This is a genomic window from Lachnospiraceae bacterium JLR.KK008, assembly GCA_037015955.1.
Taxonomy (GTDB): Bacteria; Bacillota; Clostridia; order Lachnospirales; family Lachnospiraceae; genus VSOB01.
The window spans coordinates 596224-613924 of record CP143548.1; the positions used below are offsets into that span (position 1 = coordinate 596224).

Sequence of the window (17701 nt, forward strand, 5' to 3'; positions counted from 1 at the left end):
GAGCTTGGCGAGGTGCTTTCGAGCTTAGCGAGCGGAACATACCCGAAAGAGCACTTGACGAGGTATCTCACGAGTCAAACATCACTAAGCACAGAAAAGTGCGATAATAAATCGAGAATCGAAAGGAGAAACAACAATGGGAATCAAGACATACAACCCATATACACCTTCCAGAAGAAATATGACCGGTTCTGATTTTGCAGAGATCACAAAGAAGACTCCTGAAAAGAGTCTGGTCGTATCTCTGAAGAAGAACGCAGGTCGTAATAACCAGGGAAAGATCACAGTAAGGCACCGCGGCGGCGGAAGCAGAAGAAAATACAGACTGATTGATTTTAAGAGAAATAAAGACGGCGTACCGGCAACGGTAATCGGTGTGGAATATGATCCGAACAGGACGGCAAACATCGCGCTGATCTGCTATGCGGACGGAGAAAAGGCATACATTCTTGCTCCGGAAGGTCTGACAGACGGAATGAAAGTAATGAACGGACCGGAAGCTGAAGTAAGAGTCGGCAACTGCCTGCCTTTATCGGAAATTCCGGTAGGTACGCAGCTGCATAACATAGAGCTGTACCCGGGAAAAGGCGGCCAGATGGTACGCAGCGCGGGAAACAGTGCACAGTTAATGGCAAAGGAAGGAAAATATGCGACACTCAGACTTCCTTCCGGTGAGATGAGAATGGTTCCCATCGTATGCCGCGCTACGGTCGGCGTCGTTGGAAACGGTGATCACAGCCTGATTAATATCGGTAAAGCAGGTCGTAAGCGTCATATGGGCATCAGACCTACGGTCCGCGGTTCTGTTATGAACCCCAATGACCATCCGCACGGCGGCGGCGAGGGCAAGACCGGAATCGGACGTCCGGGTCCCTGCACACCATGGGGAAAACCGGCACTCGGCCTGAAGACGAGAAAGAAAAAGAAACAGTCTAACAAGCTGATCGTAAGAAGACGTGACGGCAGAGCGATTAAGTAATCGATATTAATAGGAGGAATCAAAAATGGCTAGATCATTAAAAAAAGGACCATTTGCAGATGAGAGCCTGCTGAAAAAAGTAGATGCTCTGAATGCATCAGGACAGAAACAGGTTATTAAGACCTGGTCCCGCCGTTCTACAATCTTCCCATCTTTCGTGGGACACACGATTGCAGTGCATGACGGAAGAAAACATGTACCGGTATATGTAACAGAGGATATGGTTGGTCATAAACTCGGTGAGTTCGTTGCGACAAGAACTTACAGAGGACATGGAAAAGACGAAAAGAAATCGAAAGTAAGATAATTTTGAAAGGAGGTTTCCATTCATGGCAAAAGGACATAGAAGTCAGATTAAGAGAGAAAGAAATGCGAACAAGGATACCAGACCATCAGCAAAGTTATCTTATGCCAGAGTATCCGTTCAGAAAGCATGTTTTGTTTTAGACGCCATCAGAGGCAAAGACGTACAGACTGCACTTGGTATTTTGGAATACAATCCGAGATACGCATCAAGCCTGATCAAGAAGCTGCTGGAATCAGCCATTGCGAATGCTGAGAACAACAATGGCATGAACAGGGACAATCTTTATGTTGCAGAGTGCTATGCGAACAAAGGACCTACAATGAAAAGGATCAGACCGAGGGCGCAGGGCAGAGCTTACAGGATTGAAAAGAGAATGAGCCACATAACAGTTGTGCTTGATGAGAGATAGGAGGAAAAATAATGGGACAGAAAGTTAATCCTCACGGTTTGAGAGTCGGCATTATTAAGGACTGGGATTCCAGATGGTATGCTTCTGATGCTGAGTTTTCGGATCTTCTGGTGGAAGATTATAATATCAGAAAATATCTGAAGAAGAAATTATACAGTGCAGGTATTTCCAAGATTGAGATAGAGAGAGCTTCTGACCGCGTGAAGGTGATCATCTACACGGCAAAACCGGGCGTTGTCATCGGTAAGGGCGGTGCAGAGATCGAACTGACAAAGAAGGAACTCACAAAACTGACAGATAAAAAAGTTCTGGTTGATATTAAAGAGATCAAGAGACCTGACAAAGACGCACAGCTCGTTGCTGAAAACATCGCGCAGCAGCTTGAAAACCGTGTGTCCTTCAGACGCGCTATGAAGTCCTGTATGGGCAGAACGATGAAAGCAGGCGCAATGGGTATCAAGACTTCCGTTTCCGGCCGTCTGGGCGGCGCTGATATGGCTCGTACGGAGTTCTACAGCGACGGTACGATCCCGCTTCAGACGCTTCGTGCAGATATTGAGTATGGATTTGCAGAAGCAGATACCACATATGGCAAAGTCGGTGTTAAGGTATGGATTTACAAGGGCGAGGTACTTCCTACCAAGGGAAACAAGGAAGGGAGCGATAAATAATGTTAATGCCAAAAAGAGTAAAACGTCGTAAACAGTTCCGTGGTTCTATGGCAGGCAAGGCTACAAGAGGCAATACGATCACGTATGGTGAGTACGGTATCATTGCCACAGAGCCATGTTGGATTAAATCAAATCAGATCGAAGCAGCCCGTATCGCGATGACGCGTTATATCAAGCGTGGCGGCCAGGTCTGGATCAAGATCTTTCCGGATAAGCCGGTAACTACGAAGCCGGCAGAGACACGTATGGGTTCCGGTAAAGGTACGCTTGAATACTGGGTAGCAGTTGTAAAGCCGGGCCGTGTCATGTTCGAGATCTCCGGCGTGCCGGAAGAAACCGCAAAAGAAGCGTTACGTCTTGCGACACATAAGCTTCCATGCAAATGTAAAATTGTTTCTAAAGCAGACTTGGAAGGCGGTGTATCAAATGAAAACGAATAAGTATGTAGAAGATTTAAAGACCAAATCAGCTGCGGAACTGGAGCAGGAATTGGTAGCTGCAAAAAAAGAACTTTTCAATTTGAGATTCCAGAATGCGACAAATCAGTTGGATAACACAGCGAGAATCCGTGAAGTAAGAAAAAATATTGCCAGAATTCAGACTGTTATCACTGAGAAAAAGAAAGCGCAGGCATAGGACTTAATTTATTTTAAGTGCAGAAAGGAGAATCACAGTGGAAAGAAATTTGAGGAAAACCCGTACTGGTAAAGTTACCAGTAATAAAATGGATAAAACGATTGTTGTGGCAGTGGAAGATCATGTAAAACATCCGCTTTACAACAAGATTATCAAGAGAACTTATAAGTTGAAAGCTCACGACGAGAACAATGAGTGCAATATCGGCGACACCGTAAAGGTCATGGAAACAAGGCCGCTGTCTAAGGACAAACGTTGGAGACTTGTGGAAATCGTAGAAAAGGTTAAATAGTTTTCAGTTGACAGAGAAGAAGTAAAAGGAGAATTAGCATGATACAACAGGAAAGCAGACTGAAGGTCGCTGATAACACAGGTGCAAAAGAGCTTTTATGTATCAGGGTTATGGGCGGATCTACAAGAAGATATGCAAACATTGGCGATGTGATTGTTGCTACTGTTAAAGATGCAACACCCGGCGGTGTTGTTAAAAAGGGCGATGTCGTAAAAGCTGTCGTTGTACGTACTGTAAAAGGCGCCCGCCGTAAAGACGGTTCTTATATCAAATTTGACGAGAATGCTGCTGTTATCATCAAAGAAGATAAGACCCCGAGGGGAACTCGTATTTTTGGACCAGTAGCAAGAGAGCTTCGTGAAAAACAGTTTATGAAAATTGTTTCCCTGGCTCCGGAAGTATTATAAGGAGGTGCCGGAATGTCTACAATGAAAATCAAAAAGGGCGACACGGTGAAAGTGATCGCCGGTAAAGATAGCGGAAAAGAAGGAAAAGTTATATCTGTTGACCCCAAAAAGAACAGAGTGCTTGTAGAAGGCGTAAACATGATCTCGAAACATACAAAACCTTCGGCGGCCAATCAGAATGGCGGAATCGTTCAGAGAGAAGCAGCGATCGACATTTCCAATGTTATGTATGTTCACAAAGGAAAGGCAACGAGAGTTGGCTTTAAAGTTGAGAACGGCAAAAAAGTACGTTTCGCAAAATCTACAGGCGACGTGATCGATTGATTCTAAGGAAGGAGGTCTTAACAGGTGAGTAGACTGAAAGATATGTATAAAAACCAGATCATAGACGCTATGGTCAAAAAGTTTGGATATAAAAATATCATGGAAGTGCCGAAGCTCGAGAAAATCGTAGTTAATATGGGCGTTGGCGAGGCAAAAGAAAACGCAAAAGTCTTAGAGTCTGCAATGGCAGACATGGAAAAGATCACAGGACAGAAGGCGATCGTTACAAAGGCGAAAAATTCGATTGCTAACTTTAAGATCAGAGAAGGCATGGCGATCGGCTGTAAGGTAACTCTGCGCGGCGAGAAAATGTATGAGTTTGCAGATCGTCTGATCAATCTTGCATTGCCCCGTGTGCGTGACTTCAGAGGTGTAAATCCCAATGCGTTTGACGGAAGAGGAAACTATGCGCTGGGCATCAAAGAGCAGCTTATCTTCCCTGAGATCGAGTACGATAAAATAGACAAGGTAAGAGGTATGGACGTTGTCTTTGTGACAACAGCCAAAACGGACGAAGAAGCTCGTGAATTGTTGACATTGTTCAATATGCCGTTTGCAAAATAGAAGGAGGGTAATTCATGGCTAAGACAGCAATGAAGATCAAACAGCAGCGCAAACCGAAATTTTCCACAAGACAGTACAGCCGTTGCAAAATCTGTGGTCGTCCACATGCGTACCTGCGTAAATACGGAATTTGCAGAATTTGCTTCCGTGAATTAGCATATAAAGGCCAGATCCCGGGCGTGAAAAAAGCAAGCTGGTGACATTGAGCACTTGACGAGGTATTGTCGAGTCTAGTGCGAAAGTCGTTCTCTGAGATAGGCGAGGTACTGCACGAGCCGTAGCGAAGAGAACATCGACAGCCCGCTTGACGAGGTATTGTCGAGTCTAGTGCGAGGTCGTTCTCTGAGATAGGCGAGGTATTATACGAGCCGTAGCGAAGAGAACATCGACAGCCCGCTTGACGAGGTATTGTCGAGTCTAGTGCGAAAGTCGTTCTCTGAGATAGGCGAGGTATTATACGAGCCATAGCGAAGAGAACATCGACAGCCCGCTTGACGAGGGATGTCGGGTCCGGTGTGAAAGCAGTTCTTTGAGCTTGGCGAAAAGAACTTCCACGACACAGATATAAATTCAAGGAGGTAAATCGAAATGACAATGAGCGATCCTATTGCAGATATGCTTACGAGAATCCGTAATGCAAATACTGCAAAACATGATACCGTAGATGTTCCTTCTTCTAAAATGAAACTTGCGATTGCACAGATTCTTTTGGAGGAGGGTTATATAAAAAAATTCGATGTTGTAGAAGATGGTAATTTCAAGACGATCCGTATCGCATTGAAATATGGCGCAGATAAAAATGAGAAGATTATCACAGGACTGAAGAGAATCTCCAAACCGGGTCTGCGTGTCTATGCAGGCAAGGATGATATGCCGAAGGTACTGGGCGGACTTGGTGTGGCAATCGTTTCCACGAACCAGGGCGTAATCACTGATAAGAAAGCAAGAGAACTCCAGGTCGGCGGAGAAGTATTAGCTTTTGTATGGTAGGAGCGAAAAATCAAGCATGAGCGAAGCGAGTATTTGATTTTTGCGACCCATACAGCGAAAGAATCGGAAGCGGCGTGAGCCGCGGAAAATGCGCAGCATTTTGATTCTTGAGCGGAAGTGGTGGAAGTTTCGCGAGGTGTTTACGAGCTTAGCGAAAGGAACTTCCCTGAAAATAACTGATAACAACGTTTCAACATAGAAATTCACAGGAGGTACGGGCATGTCACGTATAGGAAGAATGCCAATCGCGATTCCTGCAGGCGTTACTGTAGAAGTTGCAGAAAATAATAAAGTGACTGTAAAAGGTCCTAAAGGGACTCTGGAAAGAGTATTGCCATCCGAGATGGAGATTAAGGCAGAAGGTGCCGAAGTCGTTGTTTCCAGACCGAACGATTTGAAGAAAATGAAGTCCTTACATGGACTGACAAGAACATTGATCCATAACATGGTTGTGGGTGTAACAGACGGCTTCGAGAAGAAGCTGGAAGTAAACGGAGTAGGTTACAGAGCAGCGAAATCCGGTAAGAAATTAACCTTATCTTTAGGATATTCCCACCCGGTGGAAATGGAAGATCCGGAGGGCATCGAGACTGTTCTCGAAGGTCAGAATGTGATCATCGTGAAAGGGATCGATAAAGAAAAAGTTGGCCAGTTCGCAGCGGAAATCAGAGACAAGAGAAGACCGGAACCTTACAAGGGCAAAGGTATCAAGTATGCTGATGAAGTGATCAGACGCAAAGTAGGTAAGACTGGTAAGAAATAAAAGATAAGGAGTGTGTGAAAATGGTCAACAAAGAGTCAAGATCGAAAGTTCGTGTAAAAAAACATAAAAAGATACGTAACCGATTCAGTGGCACGTCGCAGAGACCTCGTCTGTCTGTGTTCAGAAGCAATAATCACATGTACGCACAGATTATCGACGATACCGTTGGCAACACTCTGGTATCTGCCTCTACACTTGAAAAAGATGTAAAAGCAGAGCTGGAAAAAACCAACAACGTTGATGCAGCGGCATATCTTGGAACAGTGATCGGAAAGAGAGCAGTCGAAAAAGGCATCAAAGAGGTTGTCTTTGACAGAGGCGGCTTTATCTATCAGGGAAAAATCGCAGCATTAGCTGACGCAGCCAGAGAAGCTGGCCTGGAATTCTAGGAAAGGAAGAAGGAAGCATGAAGAATACGATCATAGATGTAAGCCAGTTAGAGTTGAACGACAAGGTTGTTGCCATCAAGCGTGTAACAAAAACCGTAAAGGGTGGACGTAACATGCGGTTTACGGCTCTCGTAGTCGTTGGAGATGGTAACGGGCATGTAGGCGCTGGACTTGGCAAGGCTGTAGAAATTCCTGAGGCAATTCGTAAAGGAAAAGAAGATGCGATGAAGCATATCATTACCGTTGCTCTCGACGAGAACAATTCCATTACTCATGATTTCATCGGCAAATACGGCGCTGCAAGCGTTCTTCTCAAGAGAGCTGCAGCCGGTACCGGTATTATTGCAGGCGGTCCTGCGCGTAATGTGTGCGAGCTTGCAGGCATTAAAAATATCCGTACGAAATGTCTTGGTTCCAATAACAAGCAGAATGTTGTACTTGCAACGATCGAAGGTCTGCGCCAGTTGAAAACTCCTGAAGAGGTAGCAAGGAACCGTGGAAAATCTGTCGAAGAGATTTTAGGCTAAGGAGGGAACCGAAATGGCAAAAACGTTAAAAGTTACTTTGGTAAAATCTCCGATCGGTGCAGTTCCCAAGCATAAGAAAACGGTGATAGCAATGGGACTTCGGAAACTGAACAAGACTGTAGAGCTTCCGGACAATGATGCAACGAGAGGCATGATTAAACAAGTTGGATATATGGTTAAAGTTGAAGAAGCATAAATAAGTATAAGGAGGTGTCAGCATGGATTTATCTAATTTAAAGCCGGCGGAAGGTTCAAAACACAGCGACAGTTTCAGACGCGGCCGTGGCCACGGTTCAGGAAACGGAAAGACTGCCGGAAAAGGACACAAAGGTCAGAAGGCCCGTTCCGGAGCGACAAGACCGGGATTTGAAGGCGGTCAGATGCCGTTATACAGACGAATTCCCAAGAGAGGTTTTACAAACAGGAACACGAAGGAGATCGTTGGCATCAATTTAACAGTGTTAGAGAGATTTGATGATGGTGCAACCGTTGACGTAGAGGCATTAATTGCAGCAGGCATTGTAAAAAATCCAAGAGATGGAGTGAAGATTCTCGGGAATGGAGAATTTACCAAGAAGCTCAATGTGAAGGCAAATGCGTTCAGCGCATCTGCCAAAGAAAAGATTGAGGCGCTTGGTGGAACAGCAGAGGTGATTTAATGCTTAAAACACTGAAAAATGCGTTTAAAGTCAAAGAGATCAGGAACAAGGTCTTGTATACACTGGTAATGTTAGTTGTGATCCGTCTGGGATCACAGCTTCCCATACCGGGGGTAAACAGACATTATTTCCGTGATTGGTTTGCAATGCAGACCGGGGACAGTTTTAATTTCTTTGATGCTTTTACAGGTGGTTCTTTTTTAAACATGTCAGTGTTTGCACTGAATATTACACCGTATATCACATCTTCCATTATTATCCAGCTTTTGACGATTGCAATTCCGAAGCTGGAGGAGATGCAGAAGGACGGTGAAGACGGCAGAAAGAAACTGGCGTCTATTACTCGTTATGTAACGATAGCCCTGGCATTGATCGAGTCTGTTGCGATGGCAGTGGGATTTGGCAGATCAGGGCTGCTTGAGGAGTTCAATGCACTGAATATTATTTCTGTTGTCTGTGCTCTTGTAGCAGGCAGTGCTTTACTCATGTGGATCGGAGAGAGAATCACGGAAAATGGCATTGGAAACGGCATTTCCATTGTGCTCGTAATCAATATTATTTCCAGACTTCCTCAGGATTTCACAGGCTTGTATCAGCAGTTTATCAAAAATAAACCAATCGCGATCGGCGTCGTCTCTGCAGTCGTTATTCTGGCGATTGTAGTCGGCATGGTAGTCCTTGTTATCTTATTGAATGACGGTACCCGGAAAATACCGGTGCAGTATTCCAAGAAGATTCAGGGCCGGAAAGCGACCGGCGGACAGTCCGGTAATATTCCGTTGAAGATCAATACGGCAGGCGTGATTCCGATCATCTTTGCCTCTTCTCTGATGCAGTTTCCGATCATTATCTGTTCCTTTGCCGGATATAAAGGAGAAGGTTTCTGGGGAGAGATCCTGCGCGGATTGAATTCCGGCAACTGGTGTAATCCCAGTCCCGGTCAGCTTAAATATTCTATCGGGTTGATCGTGTATGTTGCCTTGGTTATCTTTTTTGCCTACTTCTATACATCGATTACTTTTAATCCGTTGGAAGTCGCCAACAATATGAAAAAAAATGGCGGGTTTATTCCGGGTATCAGACCGGGCAGACCGACAAGCGATTATTTGACCAAAATTTTGAACTATATTATTTTTATTGGTGCGTGCGGACTGACGATCGTTGCCGTGATTCCATTTTTCTTTAATGGGGTATTTCACGCGAGCGTTTCTTTTGGAGGGACAAGTCTGATTATTATCGTCAGTGTTGTTCTGGAGACGATCAAGCAGATAGAGTCACAGATGCTTGTCCGCAATTATAAAGGTTTTTTGAATGACTGATCAGAAGGTTTATAAGGTTTTGGGACAGGACGGGAACGCACTGTCCCTGAACCTGCCCTATTGGAGGATATGGATATGAAAGTTGTTATGTTGGGCGCTCCCGGTGCAGGGAAGGGAACACAGGCAGAGATGATTGCCGATAAATACAATGTGCCTCATGTGTCTACGGGAGATATTTTCAGAGCTAATATTAAAGAAGGTACGGAGCTTGGGAAAGAAGCACAGGCGTATATGAACAAGGGTCTTCTTGTACCTGATGAACTGACTGTGAAGATTCTGCTTGACAGAGTGGCGAAAGATGACTGTAAAAACGGATATGTGCTGGATGGATTTCCGCGTACGATCGCTCAGGCAGAGACGCTTGACAAGGCGCTGCATGAGCTGGGAGATGCGATCGACTTTGCAATCAATGTGGATGTGCCTGACGAAAATATCGTGAGCAGAATGTCCGGCAGACGTGCCTGTGTGGACTGCGGCGCAACTTATCATATTGTACATATTCCGCCGAAAGCAGAAGGAATATGCGATAAATGCGGAAAAGAGCTTATACTTCGGGACGATGACAGACCGGAGACAATAAGCAGGCGTCTTGATGTCTATCATGAGCAGACGCAGCCTTTGATCGAGTTCTATGACCGGAAAGGTGTTTTGAAGACAATCAACGGAACTGTGGATATGAAAGAGGTATTTGCGGCGATTGTTACTATTTTGGGAGAGTGAAGATGGCTGTATCAATTAAGTCCGCGAGGGAAATAGAACTGATGCGTCAGTCTGCCAGACTGTTGGAGGATGTTTTTTCCAAACTGGAACAGGCTGTCAAACCGGGAATTTCCACAAAGGAGATCGACAGACTAGGTGAGAAACTGATCAGAGCACACGGATGTGAACCTAATTTTCTGAATTATAACGGGTATCCGGCGTCTGTCTGTGTTTCTGTCAATGATGAAGTGGTACATGGCATCCCTCACAGTGCGCATATTCTGCAGGAAGGCGATATTGTCAGTCTGGACGCCGGACTGATCTACAAAGGCTATCATTCTGATATGGCAAGAACATTTGGCGTCGGAGAAATATCGGAGGAAGCCAGGAAGCTGATTGCAGTAACCCGGCAGAGCTTTTTTGAGGGTATCCGGATGGCGAAAGCCGGAAATCACCTGTATGATATTTCTAACGCCATCGATGCCTATGTAACACCGCATGGATATGGCATTGTCAGAGACCTGGTGGGCCACGGGATCGGTACGAAACTTCATGAGGACCCTCAGGTTCCCAATTTCGCACAGAGAAAAAAGGGATTATTGTTACAGGCCGGCATGACACTTGCCATTGAACCTATGATCAATATGGGACGTGCGGATGTGGAGTGGCTGGATGATGACTGGACAGTCGTGACTGAGGACGGTTCTATCTCGGCACATTATGAGAATACGATATTGATCACTGACGGAGAGCCGGAGATTCTGACAATGAGCGGAATATGTGAATAGGAGTCTGAGATATGCGGGGAATGTATGCCATATCGAGAGCCGGACATGACAAAGGGAAATTATATATCATAATCATGGAAGAGGAAGAATATGTATACTTGTCAGACGGTCGGTTAAAACCGGTGGAAGCGCCGAAAAAGAAAAAAAAGAAACATATTCAGATCATAAAAAAGACAGAGGAACAGATCTATCTGACGATAGATGAAAATAAGCAGATCAGTAACGAAGAAATAAAGCGTGCCATTAAAGAATATATGCGCAAACTGATTTAGGAGGGAAAATATGTCGAAAGCCGATGTTATTGAAATCGAAGGTACAGTCGTGGAGAAACTGCCAAATACCATGTTTCAGGTAGAACTGGAAAACGGGCATAAGGTACTTGCTCATATCAGTGGAAAACTCAGACAGAATTTCATTCGTATCTTGCCGGGTGATAAAGTGACTTTGGAACTGTCTCCTTACGACCTCACAAAAGGCAGAATCATTTGGAGAGATAAGTGAGCACTTAGCGAAAACGAGTGCGTAGCACGAAGTTTGAGCTTAGTGCGAACTTAGTTCTGCGGAGCTTAGTGATGCTTTGAGCACTTGATGAGGTATTTTCGAATCTAGTGCGAAAGTATGCGAAGCGGTGTTTTCGAACTTAGCGAGCAGAACATCCCGAACCATAGCAAGAAGTGTATAAACTCAGTCTGAACTGTTTAGTACGAACTGGTTCAGCGGGCAGAAAAACCCCGGAAAATCCCCAAAATAAAGTATTTTGCAGGCATAACCCACTTGCAAATTGCTATATAGCATGATATAATACACAATGGTCTTTTTTGAAAGGAGGGTTTTAAGTGAAGGTCAGATCATCAGTAAAGCCTATTTGCGAAAAGTGCAAAGTAATTAAAAGAAAAGGAACGATCAGAATTATCTGTGAAAATCCGAAACACAAACAGAGACAAGGATAATATCAGTTCTTGTCACATTTTTATGTACGGCTACAGGATGCTTTGCAGGTATCCTGATTAAATAATTGAACGTAGATGAGCCTACGGGAGATTACATTTGATACTATTTCGCGTCGCTCAATCAGATCAGATGCGCGCTGGTACAGGGGAAAGCTGTGTCAGGGCGGAATTTTGTGGGTGGATTTTTATTTGGTTCACTCAACTGCATCGGAGCGGTCAGCGTGATAGAGGCCGGACAGAAGTCTGGTGGTGCAGGTTATCTGTGCCCAATCAAACAGTAACTGTAACGTGTCGGCATCGATACCGGCATGAAGAAAATGGAGGAAACAAAGAATGGCTCGTATCGCAGGTGTTGATTTACCAAGAGACAAACGTGTGGAGATCGGTTTGACTTACATCTACGGAATTGGCAGAGTAAGCGCAAACAAGATTCTGGCAGAAGCGAAAGTCAATCCTGACACTCGTGTCAGAGAACTGACGGATGATGAAGTAAAGAAATTAAGTGAGATCATTTCCGAACACTATATCGTGGAAGGTGATCTCAGAAGAGAAGTTGCACTCAACATTAAGAGACTGCAGGAGATTGGATGCTACAGAGGCATTCGCCACAGGAAAGGACTTCCTGTACGCGGTCAGAATACAAAGACAAATGCAAGAACAAGAAAAGGCCCTAAGAGAACAGTTGCTAATAAGAAAAAGTGAGCACTTAATGAAAACAAGTGCGTAGCACGAAGTTTGAATTTAGTGCGAACTTTGTTCTGCGCTGCTTAGAGAGGTGGTATCGAGCTTAGCAAGCAGAACGACCAAAAGGACACTTAATGAAAACAAGTGCGTAGCACGAAGTTTGAATTTAGTGCGAACTTTGTTCTGCGCTGCTTAGAGAGGTGGTATCGAGCTTAGCAAGCAGAACGACCAAAAGGACACTTAATGAAAACAAGTGCGTAGCACGAAGTTTGAATTTAGTGCGAACTTTGTTCTGCGCTGCTTAGTGAGGTAGTATCGAGCTTAGCAAGCAGAACGACCAAAGGATACTTAATGAAAGTGAGCGTATAGCGCAAAGGTTGTATGTAGAAAGGTGAAAGTAGGTTAGTTTAAAATGGCTAAAAAAGTTGCAAAGAAAGTAACAAAAAAGCGTGTAAAGAAAAACGTTGAACGTGGACAGGCACATATTCAGTCTTCCTTTAATAACACAATTGTCACATTGACGGATACGGAAGGAAATGCTCTGAGCTGGGCAAGTGCCGGTGGTCTTGGATTTAGAGGTTCAAAGAAATCTACTCCTTATGCTGCACAGATGGCGGCAGAGACAGCGACAAAAGCTGCTCTTATCCATGGATTAAAGACAGTAGATGTAATGGTGAAAGGTCCCGGTTCCGGACGTGAAGCGGCGATTCGTGCACTGCAGGCATGTGGTCTGGAAGTGACCAGCATTAAAGACGTGACACCGGTGCCTCACAATGGCTGCCGTCCGCCGAAACGCCGTAGAGTATAGTAACTATTGACCGTTGGAAGAAGATACTATCGTATTGTAAACAACATGTGAGGAGGAAACGAAAACAAGCGGCTGCGTAGCAGACATTTGTTTTCGTCCGACGAAACAACGAGAAAATCAGGAGCACGAAGTGCGGGCACTGCGAGCGTCAGCGAAGCAGAGTGATTTTCGAGGTGCTTAAGCAGCATACCGAAGCTGCTTACTTGAGAGGTGCGCGGCAGAGTGCAGAGATTTTCCAGGTTAGAAAGAGAGGAAACAGAAAAATGGCAGTAAACAGAGTTCCGGTTTTAAAAAGATGCAGAGCGCTTGGATTGGAACCGGCATATCTTGGCTATGACAAGAAATCTAACAGAACCAACGCAAGAGCAGGAAAGAAAGTAAGTGAATATGGCCTTCAGCTCAGAGAGAAGCAGAAAGCAAAATTCATTTATGGTGTGTTGGAAAAACCTTTCCGCAATTATTATAAGAAAGCAGACAGGGCCAAAGGAATGACAGGTGAGAACCTGATGATTCTTTTGGAGAGAAGACTTGACAATGTAATTTTCAGACTTGGATTTGCAAGAACCCGCAGAGAGGCAAGACAGGTTGTCGGACATAAGCATGTACTTGTAAACGGAAAATGTGTAAATATCCCTTCCTATAGTATAAGCGCCGGTGATGTGATCGAAATCAAAGAGAAAGCCAGAAGTATGCAGAGATATAAAGATATTGCAGAAGTAACGGCAGGCAGACTGGTTCCGGAGTGGCTTGATGCAGATTTAGAAGGATTCAAGGGAACGATAAAGATGCTTCCTACGAGAGAGATCATCGATGTTCCTGTAAATGAAATGCTTATCGTCGAGTTGTATTCTAAATAATAAATGTGTCGGCTTATAGCAAGGAGGGTATTGCATGTTTGATTTTGAAAGACCAAACATTGAAGTTGCAGAAATTTCAGAAGACAGAAAGTATGGAAAGTTCGTTGTAGAGCCTTTGGAAAGAGGTTATGGCATTACATTAGGAAATTCTCTGAGAAGAATTATGCTCTCTTCCTTACCAGGTGCAGCGGTAAGCCAGGTAAAAATTGACGGTGTTTTACATGAATTCAGTTCGATTCCGGCAGTAAAGGAAGATGTAACTGAGATTATTATGAATATCAAAAGCCTTGCGATCAGAAATGACAGTCTGGGAAACGAACCAAAGACGGCATACATTGAGTTTGAGGGTGAAGGCGAGGTAAAGGCATCTGATATTCAGGTAGACCAGGACATTGAGATATTGAATCCTGACTTGACAATCGCTACATTGAGCGGCGGCAAAGACAGCAGATTAAACATGGAACTTACCATAACAAAAGGCAGAGGCTACGTAAGCGCTGATAAAAACAAAGGCGAGGATCTGCCGATTGGTGTGATTGCGGTTGATTCTATCTACACCCCTGTAGAGAGAGTGAATCTTACAGTAGAAAATACCCGTGTTGGACAAATTACAGACTTCGATAAGCTAACATTAGATGTTTATACAAACGGAGCGCTTGCTCCGGATGAGGCAGTCAGTCTGGCTGCAAAAGTATTGAGCGAGCATTTGAGTCTCTTCATCGATCTGTCCGAAAACGCCAGAAGTGCGGAAGTGATGATTGAGAAAGAAGACGACGAGAAAGAAAAGGTGTTGGAGATGAGCATTGATGAGCTGGAGCTGTCGGTGCGTTCTTACAACTGCCTGAAACGTGCAGGAATCAATACGGTAGAGGAATTGACGAACAAGACTTCTGAGGATATGATGAAGGTCCGCAATCTGGGACGTAAATCTCTGGAGGAAGTGCTTGCAAAGTTAAAGGAACTTGGATTGCAGTTGAATCCGAGTGACGAATAAAAGGTTTGATGCTTCGGAAGGTAAGACCGACGGGCGCATCTGAGGCTGACTCATCATTGGAACGATTGACACATATTTGGCCAGTAAGACCGAAGAGCGTGGCCGAATATCCCATGAATGGAGGGTTTAAAAATGGCAAAGTACAGAAAACTTGGAAGAACATCTTCTCAGAGAAAGGCACTGCTCAGAAATCAGGTGACAAATCTTCTGTATCACGGAAAGATTGTGACAACGCAGGCAAAAGCAAAAGAAGTGCAGAAAATTGCAGAAGGTCTTGTTGCGCTTGCAATCAAAGAGAAAGACAATTTTGAGACAGTGAAGGTAACTGCCAAAGTTGCGAGAAAAGATAAAGATGGCAAGAGAGTGAAAGAAGTAAAAGACGGCAAGAAAGTAACGGTCTACGATGAGGTAGAGAAAGAGATCAAAAAGGATCTTCCGAGCAGACTTCATGCGAGAAGACAGATGCTGCGTGTTCTTTATCCGATCACGGAAGTTCCTGTAAAAAATGCAGGTAAGAAGAGAAACACAAAGAGGATTGATTTGCCGGCAAAACTGTTTGATGAGATCGCTCCTAAATATACAGACCGCAAAGGTGGTTATACAAGAATCATCAAGATCGGTCAGCGTAAAGGTGACGGTGCGATGGAAGTTGTTCTTGAGCTGGTATAATGTCGAAAAGGTAATAAACAGAGAGACAGACTGCCGCATACGGAAGTATGCGGCAGTTTTTTATCGTTTTTTATCATATCGTAATTTTCTATACGATAAAAATCAAAATGCACAGCTCACTTATTTCGATTGTCTTAATAAATTCCTAAATTTTCAGGGCTTTCTTTTTCTCAAAAACATGCTATAATCTTGCAGTGGAAGAGGAGATTATGATGAAAGAGAAGCTGCGGGCAAGTATGCCCTTATTGGGATTTCTTCTCTGTCCGGTCGTGACGATGATTCTGACAGAGCTGTATACCCACGATCCTTTTCAGGATATGAAGAAGACTCCCTGGATATTGAATATTATATTATATTGGCTTTTGGCGGCATTTCTCGTTATGGCGACCGGGAGATTGCGGGCGGCGCTGCGTATACAGACATTATTTTTCATGCTCGCCGGTCTGGCCAATTATTATGTGATCGCATTTCGTTCCTCGCCGATCTTGCCATGGGATATTTATTCTGCCGGTACGGCGGCGTCTGTGGCGGATAACTTCAGCTATACCCTTCCTGCAAGGGTGTGGATGGTGCTTTTGGGCTTTTGTTTTTTACTTGGGGCGGAGCAGTTGTTTGCTTATCGATTATACCGCAAGCGCGTCCGACTGGCGGGATTGCTCGTCTGCACAGCGCTGCTCACCGCATTTACCACATTCCTTCATCAGGAGTCTGTCGTGACGCGGCTGCGTCTGTATGATAAGATGTTTACGCCGGGCGTGGTGCAAAAGCGCAATGGCTGCGCAGTGGCCTTTGCCATGGAACTGAAATATCTGCTGCCGGACAGACCGGAGGGATACAGCGAGGAGGAGAGCAGAGAACTGCTGGAGTCTTATCGAAGTGATGCGCCTTTGCCGGAGACAGAGGAACTGCCAAATATTATCGTTATTATGGACGAGGCGTTTGCAGACATGTCGTATGTGGGGGACTTTACATGTGACCGGGAAGTCATGCCTTTTGTACAGAGCCTTACGGGAGCGGATAACGTAATTTCGGGGCGGCTGCATGTTTCTGTACTGGGCGGTAATACTGCCAATACGGAGTTTGAATTTCTGACAGGGAATACGATGGCATTTCTGCCGGAAGGGAGCATACCTTATCAGCAATATATGCGGGGAACGGTGCCTTCGCTTGTCTCCGAGCTGAAGAGGTTTGGTTACGAAGCGGTTGCCATGCACCCGTATTATGCGTCCGGCTGGAGACGGGACAAGGTATATTCCTGGATGGGATTTGATTCGATGCGTTTCCTGGAAGATTTTGAGGACGTGGAGTATGTGCGTAAGTATGCGAGCGATCATTGGGACTTTGCACAGATCATTCGGGAATATGAACAGAGAGAGAAAGACAGACCCTTCTTTTTGTTTAATGTGACGATGCAGAATCACGGCGGTTATGATCAGGCTTATGACAATTTTGAGGCGGATATAAAAGCAGAAGGAATAGAATCACAATCGTTATCGAATTATCTTTCCCTGATCAATCTGACAGATCAGGCGCTTCAGGAGTTGATTGCTTATTTTGAGCAGGAGGAGGAGCCTGTGCTACTTGTGTTCTTTGGGGATCACCAGCCGAATGACACCGTGGCAAGGCCAATTCGTACCTTTAATGGTGTCCGGCAGCAAAATATCACATGGGAACAGGAGATGGATCGGTATCAGGTGCCGTTTTTTATCTGGGCCAATTATGAGATTGAGGAGAAACAGCAGGTAGACATCAGTGCCAATTTCCTGGCGCTGGAGGTGCTGAAACAGGCAGACATTCCGGCCGAGGGCTACTACGGATACTTGAATGAGCTGCGGGAGAGCTGCCCGGTAGTCAGTGGAAAGCAGGTTATTCTGGCAGACGGGAGCAGTCTGGACAGCGGCGCGGGGAAAGAGCTGGAGGAGATGAAACGTTACCGTAAGTTACAGTATTATCGGATGTTTGAGGCATACAAAGAGTAACAGATAATGATGAAAAAAGTGGTAAAAAATAGTTAAA

29 protein-coding genes are annotated in these 17701 nt (G+C 44.8%); all 29 read left to right on the forward strand.

What is annotated here, in order from left to right; genetic code table 11:
* The first annotated feature begins 136 nt into the window (after positions 1 to 136).
* The 29 genes from rplB to V1224_03060 all read left to right on the forward strand — a co-directional run bounded on the left by rplB (position 137) and on the right by V1224_03060 (position 17664).
* On the forward strand, positions 137 to 979 hold the full coding sequence (gene rplB / locus V1224_02920) for a 50S ribosomal protein L2 (GenBank protein ID WWR16426.1): 843 nt from the start codon (positions 137 to 139) through the stop codon (positions 977 to 979).
* Positions 980 to 1004: 25 nt separating this feature from the next.
* Entirely contained in the window at positions 1005 to 1286 is a 282-nt protein-coding gene (gene rpsS / locus V1224_02925) for a 30S ribosomal protein S19 (protein ID WWR16427.1), read from the forward strand.
* Positions 1287 to 1308: 22 nt separating this feature from the next.
* Positions 1309 to 1695: a 50S ribosomal protein L22 gene (rplV, locus tag V1224_02930; GenBank protein ID WWR16428.1), complete on the forward strand. Its 387-nt coding sequence runs from the start codon at positions 1309 to 1311 to the stop codon at positions 1693 to 1695.
* 11 nt (positions 1696 to 1706) lie between these two features.
* The gene (gene rpsC, locus V1224_02935; protein ID WWR16429.1) at positions 1707 to 2366 is read left to right on the forward strand and encodes a 30S ribosomal protein S3; all 660 of its coding nucleotides are present in this window, start codon (positions 1707 to 1709) and stop codon (positions 2364 to 2366) included.
* On the forward strand, positions 2366 to 2806 hold the full coding sequence (gene rplP, locus V1224_02940) for a 50S ribosomal protein L16 (protein ID WWR16430.1): 441 nt from the start codon (positions 2366 to 2368) through the stop codon (positions 2804 to 2806). The genes rpsC and rplP overlap by 1 nt, the downstream gene beginning before the upstream one ends.
* The gene (gene rpmC, locus V1224_02945) at positions 2793 to 3002 is read left to right on the forward strand and encodes a 50S ribosomal protein L29 (protein WWR16431.1); all 210 of its coding nucleotides are present in this window, start codon (positions 2793 to 2795) and stop codon (positions 3000 to 3002) included. The genes rplP and rpmC overlap by 14 nt, the downstream gene beginning before the upstream one ends.
* Before the next feature lie 37 nt (positions 3003 to 3039).
* A complete protein-coding gene (rpsQ, locus tag V1224_02950; GenBank protein ID WWR16432.1) occupies positions 3040 to 3294 on the forward strand; it encodes a 30S ribosomal protein S17 in 255 nt (84 codons plus the stop codon).
* A 38-nt stretch (positions 3295 to 3332) separates the two neighbouring features.
* A complete protein-coding gene (gene rplN, locus V1224_02955) occupies positions 3333 to 3701 on the forward strand; it encodes a 50S ribosomal protein L14 (GenBank protein ID WWR16433.1) in 369 nt (122 codons plus the stop codon).
* Between the two features lie 12 nt (positions 3702 to 3713).
* A complete protein-coding gene (rplX, locus tag V1224_02960; GenBank protein ID WWR16434.1) occupies positions 3714 to 4025 on the forward strand; it encodes a 50S ribosomal protein L24 in 312 nt (103 codons plus the stop codon).
* Between the two features lie 24 nt (positions 4026 to 4049).
* Complete coding sequence (gene rplE / locus V1224_02965) at positions 4050 to 4589, forward strand: 50S ribosomal protein L5 (protein WWR16435.1); 540 nt, start codon at positions 4050 to 4052, stop codon at positions 4587 to 4589.
* A gap of 14 nt (positions 4590 to 4603) precedes the next feature.
* Complete coding sequence (locus tag V1224_02970; protein ID WWR16436.1) at positions 4604 to 4789, forward strand: type Z 30S ribosomal protein S14; 186 nt, start codon at positions 4604 to 4606, stop codon at positions 4787 to 4789.
* Between the two features lie 388 nt (positions 4790 to 5177).
* Positions 5178 to 5579, forward strand: coding sequence for a 30S ribosomal protein S8 (gene rpsH / locus V1224_02975; protein ID WWR16437.1), 402 nt, complete (start codon positions 5178 to 5180; stop codon positions 5577 to 5579).
* A gap of 220 nt (positions 5580 to 5799) precedes the next feature.
* Positions 5800 to 6342, forward strand: a complete 543-nt coding sequence (gene rplF / locus V1224_02980; GenBank protein ID WWR16438.1) for a 50S ribosomal protein L6 — start codon at positions 5800 to 5802, stop codon at positions 6340 to 6342.
* Positions 6343 to 6362: 20 nt separating this feature from the next.
* Positions 6363 to 6731, forward strand: a complete 369-nt coding sequence (rplR, locus tag V1224_02985) for a 50S ribosomal protein L18 (GenBank protein ID WWR16439.1) — start codon at positions 6363 to 6365, stop codon at positions 6729 to 6731.
* A gap of 17 nt (positions 6732 to 6748) precedes the next feature.
* Positions 6749 to 7258 (forward strand): 30S ribosomal protein S5, encoded by a 510-nt coding sequence (gene rpsE, locus V1224_02990; GenBank protein ID WWR16440.1) that lies wholly within the window; start codon positions 6749 to 6751, stop codon positions 7256 to 7258.
* A gap of 13 nt (positions 7259 to 7271) precedes the next feature.
* A complete protein-coding gene (rpmD, locus tag V1224_02995; protein WWR16441.1) occupies positions 7272 to 7454 on the forward strand; it encodes a 50S ribosomal protein L30 in 183 nt (60 codons plus the stop codon).
* A 22-nt stretch (positions 7455 to 7476) separates the two neighbouring features.
* Entirely contained in the window at positions 7477 to 7917 is a 441-nt protein-coding gene (rplO, locus tag V1224_03000; protein WWR16442.1) for a 50S ribosomal protein L15, read from the forward strand.
* Positions 7917 to 9236 carry a preprotein translocase subunit SecY gene (gene secY / locus V1224_03005; protein ID WWR16443.1) on the forward strand — a complete coding sequence of 440 codons (1320 nt, stop codon included), beginning with the start codon at positions 7917 to 7919 and terminating at the stop codon, positions 9234 to 9236. The genes rplO and secY overlap by 1 nt, the downstream gene beginning before the upstream one ends.
* Before the next feature lie 75 nt (positions 9237 to 9311).
* Positions 9312 to 9956: an adenylate kinase gene (locus tag V1224_03010; GenBank protein ID WWR16444.1), complete on the forward strand. Its 645-nt coding sequence runs from the start codon at positions 9312 to 9314 to the stop codon at positions 9954 to 9956.
* 2 nt (positions 9957 to 9958) lie between these two features.
* Complete coding sequence (map, locus tag V1224_03015; GenBank protein WWR16445.1) at positions 9959 to 10723, forward strand: type I methionyl aminopeptidase; 765 nt, start codon at positions 9959 to 9961, stop codon at positions 10721 to 10723.
* Between the two features lie 11 nt (positions 10724 to 10734).
* On the forward strand, positions 10735 to 10995 hold the full coding sequence (locus V1224_03020; GenBank protein ID WWR16446.1) for a hypothetical protein: 261 nt from the start codon (positions 10735 to 10737) through the stop codon (positions 10993 to 10995).
* A 10-nt stretch (positions 10996 to 11005) separates the two neighbouring features.
* Entirely contained in the window at positions 11006 to 11224 is a 219-nt protein-coding gene (gene infA, locus V1224_03025) for a translation initiation factor IF-1 (protein ID WWR16447.1), read from the forward strand.
* Positions 11225 to 11559: 335 nt separating this feature from the next.
* A complete protein-coding gene (gene rpmJ, locus V1224_03030) occupies positions 11560 to 11673 on the forward strand; it encodes a 50S ribosomal protein L36 (protein ID WWR16448.1) in 114 nt (37 codons plus the stop codon).
* A gap of 333 nt (positions 11674 to 12006) precedes the next feature.
* Entirely contained in the window at positions 12007 to 12375 is a 369-nt protein-coding gene (rpsM, locus tag V1224_03035) for a 30S ribosomal protein S13 (protein WWR16449.1), read from the forward strand.
* 394 nt (positions 12376 to 12769) lie between these two features.
* The gene (rpsK, locus tag V1224_03040; protein WWR16450.1) at positions 12770 to 13165 is read left to right on the forward strand and encodes a 30S ribosomal protein S11; all 396 of its coding nucleotides are present in this window, start codon (positions 12770 to 12772) and stop codon (positions 13163 to 13165) included.
* A gap of 263 nt (positions 13166 to 13428) precedes the next feature.
* The gene (gene rpsD, locus V1224_03045; protein WWR16451.1) at positions 13429 to 14022 is read left to right on the forward strand and encodes a 30S ribosomal protein S4; all 594 of its coding nucleotides are present in this window, start codon (positions 13429 to 13431) and stop codon (positions 14020 to 14022) included.
* 34 nt (positions 14023 to 14056) lie between these two features.
* Positions 14057 to 15016 (forward strand): DNA-directed RNA polymerase subunit alpha, encoded by a 960-nt coding sequence (locus V1224_03050; GenBank protein ID WWR16452.1) that lies wholly within the window; start codon positions 14057 to 14059, stop codon positions 15014 to 15016.
* A gap of 132 nt (positions 15017 to 15148) precedes the next feature.
* On the forward strand, positions 15149 to 15685 hold the full coding sequence (locus tag V1224_03055; protein ID WWR16453.1) for a bL17 family ribosomal protein: 537 nt from the start codon (positions 15149 to 15151) through the stop codon (positions 15683 to 15685).
* A 209-nt stretch (positions 15686 to 15894) separates the two neighbouring features.
* Positions 15895 to 17664: an LTA synthase family protein gene (locus V1224_03060; GenBank protein ID WWR16454.1), complete on the forward strand. Its 1770-nt coding sequence runs from the start codon at positions 15895 to 15897 to the stop codon at positions 17662 to 17664.
* Positions 17665 to 17701 lie beyond the last annotated feature (37 nt).

Excerpts from the sequence above, each read along its gene's own strand:
- V1224_03050 (WWR16452.1), top strand. The coding sequence starts at position 14,057 with ATGTTTGATTTTGAAAGACCAAACATTGAAGTTGCAGAAATTTCAGAA.
- rpsC (WWR16429.1), top strand. The coding sequence starts at position 1,707 with ATGGGACAGAAAGTTAATCCTCACGGTTTGAGAGTCGGCATTATTAAG.
- rplB (WWR16426.1), top strand. The coding sequence starts at position 137 with ATGGGAATCAAGACATACAACCCATATACACCTTCCAGAAGAAATATG.
- rplN (WWR16433.1), top strand. The coding sequence starts at position 3,333 with ATGATACAACAGGAAAGCAGACTGAAGGTCGCTGATAACACAGGTGCA.
- secY (WWR16443.1), top strand. The coding sequence starts at position 7,917 with ATGCTTAAAACACTGAAAAATGCGTTTAAAGTCAAAGAGATCAGGAAC.
- rpmC (WWR16431.1), top strand. The coding sequence starts at position 2,793 with ATGAAAACGAATAAGTATGTAGAAGATTTAAAGACCAAATCAGCTGCG.
- rplF (WWR16438.1), top strand. The coding sequence starts at position 5,800 with ATGTCACGTATAGGAAGAATGCCAATCGCGATTCCTGCAGGCGTTACT.
- rpsE (WWR16440.1), top strand. The coding sequence starts at position 6,749 with ATGAAGAATACGATCATAGATGTAAGCCAGTTAGAGTTGAACGACAAG.
- rpsS (WWR16427.1), top strand. The coding sequence starts at position 1,005 with ATGGCTAGATCATTAAAAAAAGGACCATTTGCAGATGAGAGCCTGCTG.
- rpsH (WWR16437.1), top strand. The coding sequence starts at position 5,178 with ATGACAATGAGCGATCCTATTGCAGATATGCTTACGAGAATCCGTAAT.
- V1224_03055 (WWR16453.1), top strand. The coding sequence starts at position 15,149 with ATGGCAAAGTACAGAAAACTTGGAAGAACATCTTCTCAGAGAAAGGCA.
- rplX (WWR16434.1), top strand. The coding sequence starts at position 3,714 with ATGTCTACAATGAAAATCAAAAAGGGCGACACGGTGAAAGTGATCGCC.
- rpmD (WWR16441.1), top strand. The coding sequence starts at position 7,272 with ATGGCAAAAACGTTAAAAGTTACTTTGGTAAAATCTCCGATCGGTGCA.
- rpsK (WWR16450.1), top strand. The coding sequence starts at position 12,770 with ATGGCTAAAAAAGTTGCAAAGAAAGTAACAAAAAAGCGTGTAAAGAAA.
- rplR (WWR16439.1), top strand. The coding sequence starts at position 6,363 with ATGGTCAACAAAGAGTCAAGATCGAAAGTTCGTGTAAAAAAACATAAA.
- V1224_02970 (WWR16436.1), top strand. The coding sequence starts at position 4,604 with ATGGCTAAGACAGCAATGAAGATCAAACAGCAGCGCAAACCGAAATTT.
- infA (WWR16447.1), top strand. The coding sequence starts at position 11,006 with ATGTCGAAAGCCGATGTTATTGAAATCGAAGGTACAGTCGTGGAGAAA.
- map (WWR16445.1), top strand. The coding sequence starts at position 9,959 with ATGGCTGTATCAATTAAGTCCGCGAGGGAAATAGAACTGATGCGTCAG.
- V1224_03010 (WWR16444.1), top strand. The coding sequence starts at position 9,312 with ATGAAAGTTGTTATGTTGGGCGCTCCCGGTGCAGGGAAGGGAACACAG.
- V1224_03060 (WWR16454.1), top strand. The coding sequence starts at position 15,895 with ATGATGAAAGAGAAGCTGCGGGCAAGTATGCCCTTATTGGGATTTCTT.
- rpsM (WWR16449.1), top strand. The coding sequence starts at position 12,007 with ATGGCTCGTATCGCAGGTGTTGATTTACCAAGAGACAAACGTGTGGAG.
- rplP (WWR16430.1), top strand. The coding sequence starts at position 2,366 with ATGTTAATGCCAAAAAGAGTAAAACGTCGTAAACAGTTCCGTGGTTCT.
- V1224_03020 (WWR16446.1), top strand. The coding sequence starts at position 10,735 with ATGCGGGGAATGTATGCCATATCGAGAGCCGGACATGACAAAGGGAAA.
- rplO (WWR16442.1), top strand. The coding sequence starts at position 7,477 with ATGGATTTATCTAATTTAAAGCCGGCGGAAGGTTCAAAACACAGCGAC.
- rplV (WWR16428.1), top strand. The coding sequence starts at position 1,309 with ATGGCAAAAGGACATAGAAGTCAGATTAAGAGAGAAAGAAATGCGAAC.
- rpsD (WWR16451.1), top strand. The coding sequence starts at position 13,429 with ATGGCAGTAAACAGAGTTCCGGTTTTAAAAAGATGCAGAGCGCTTGGA.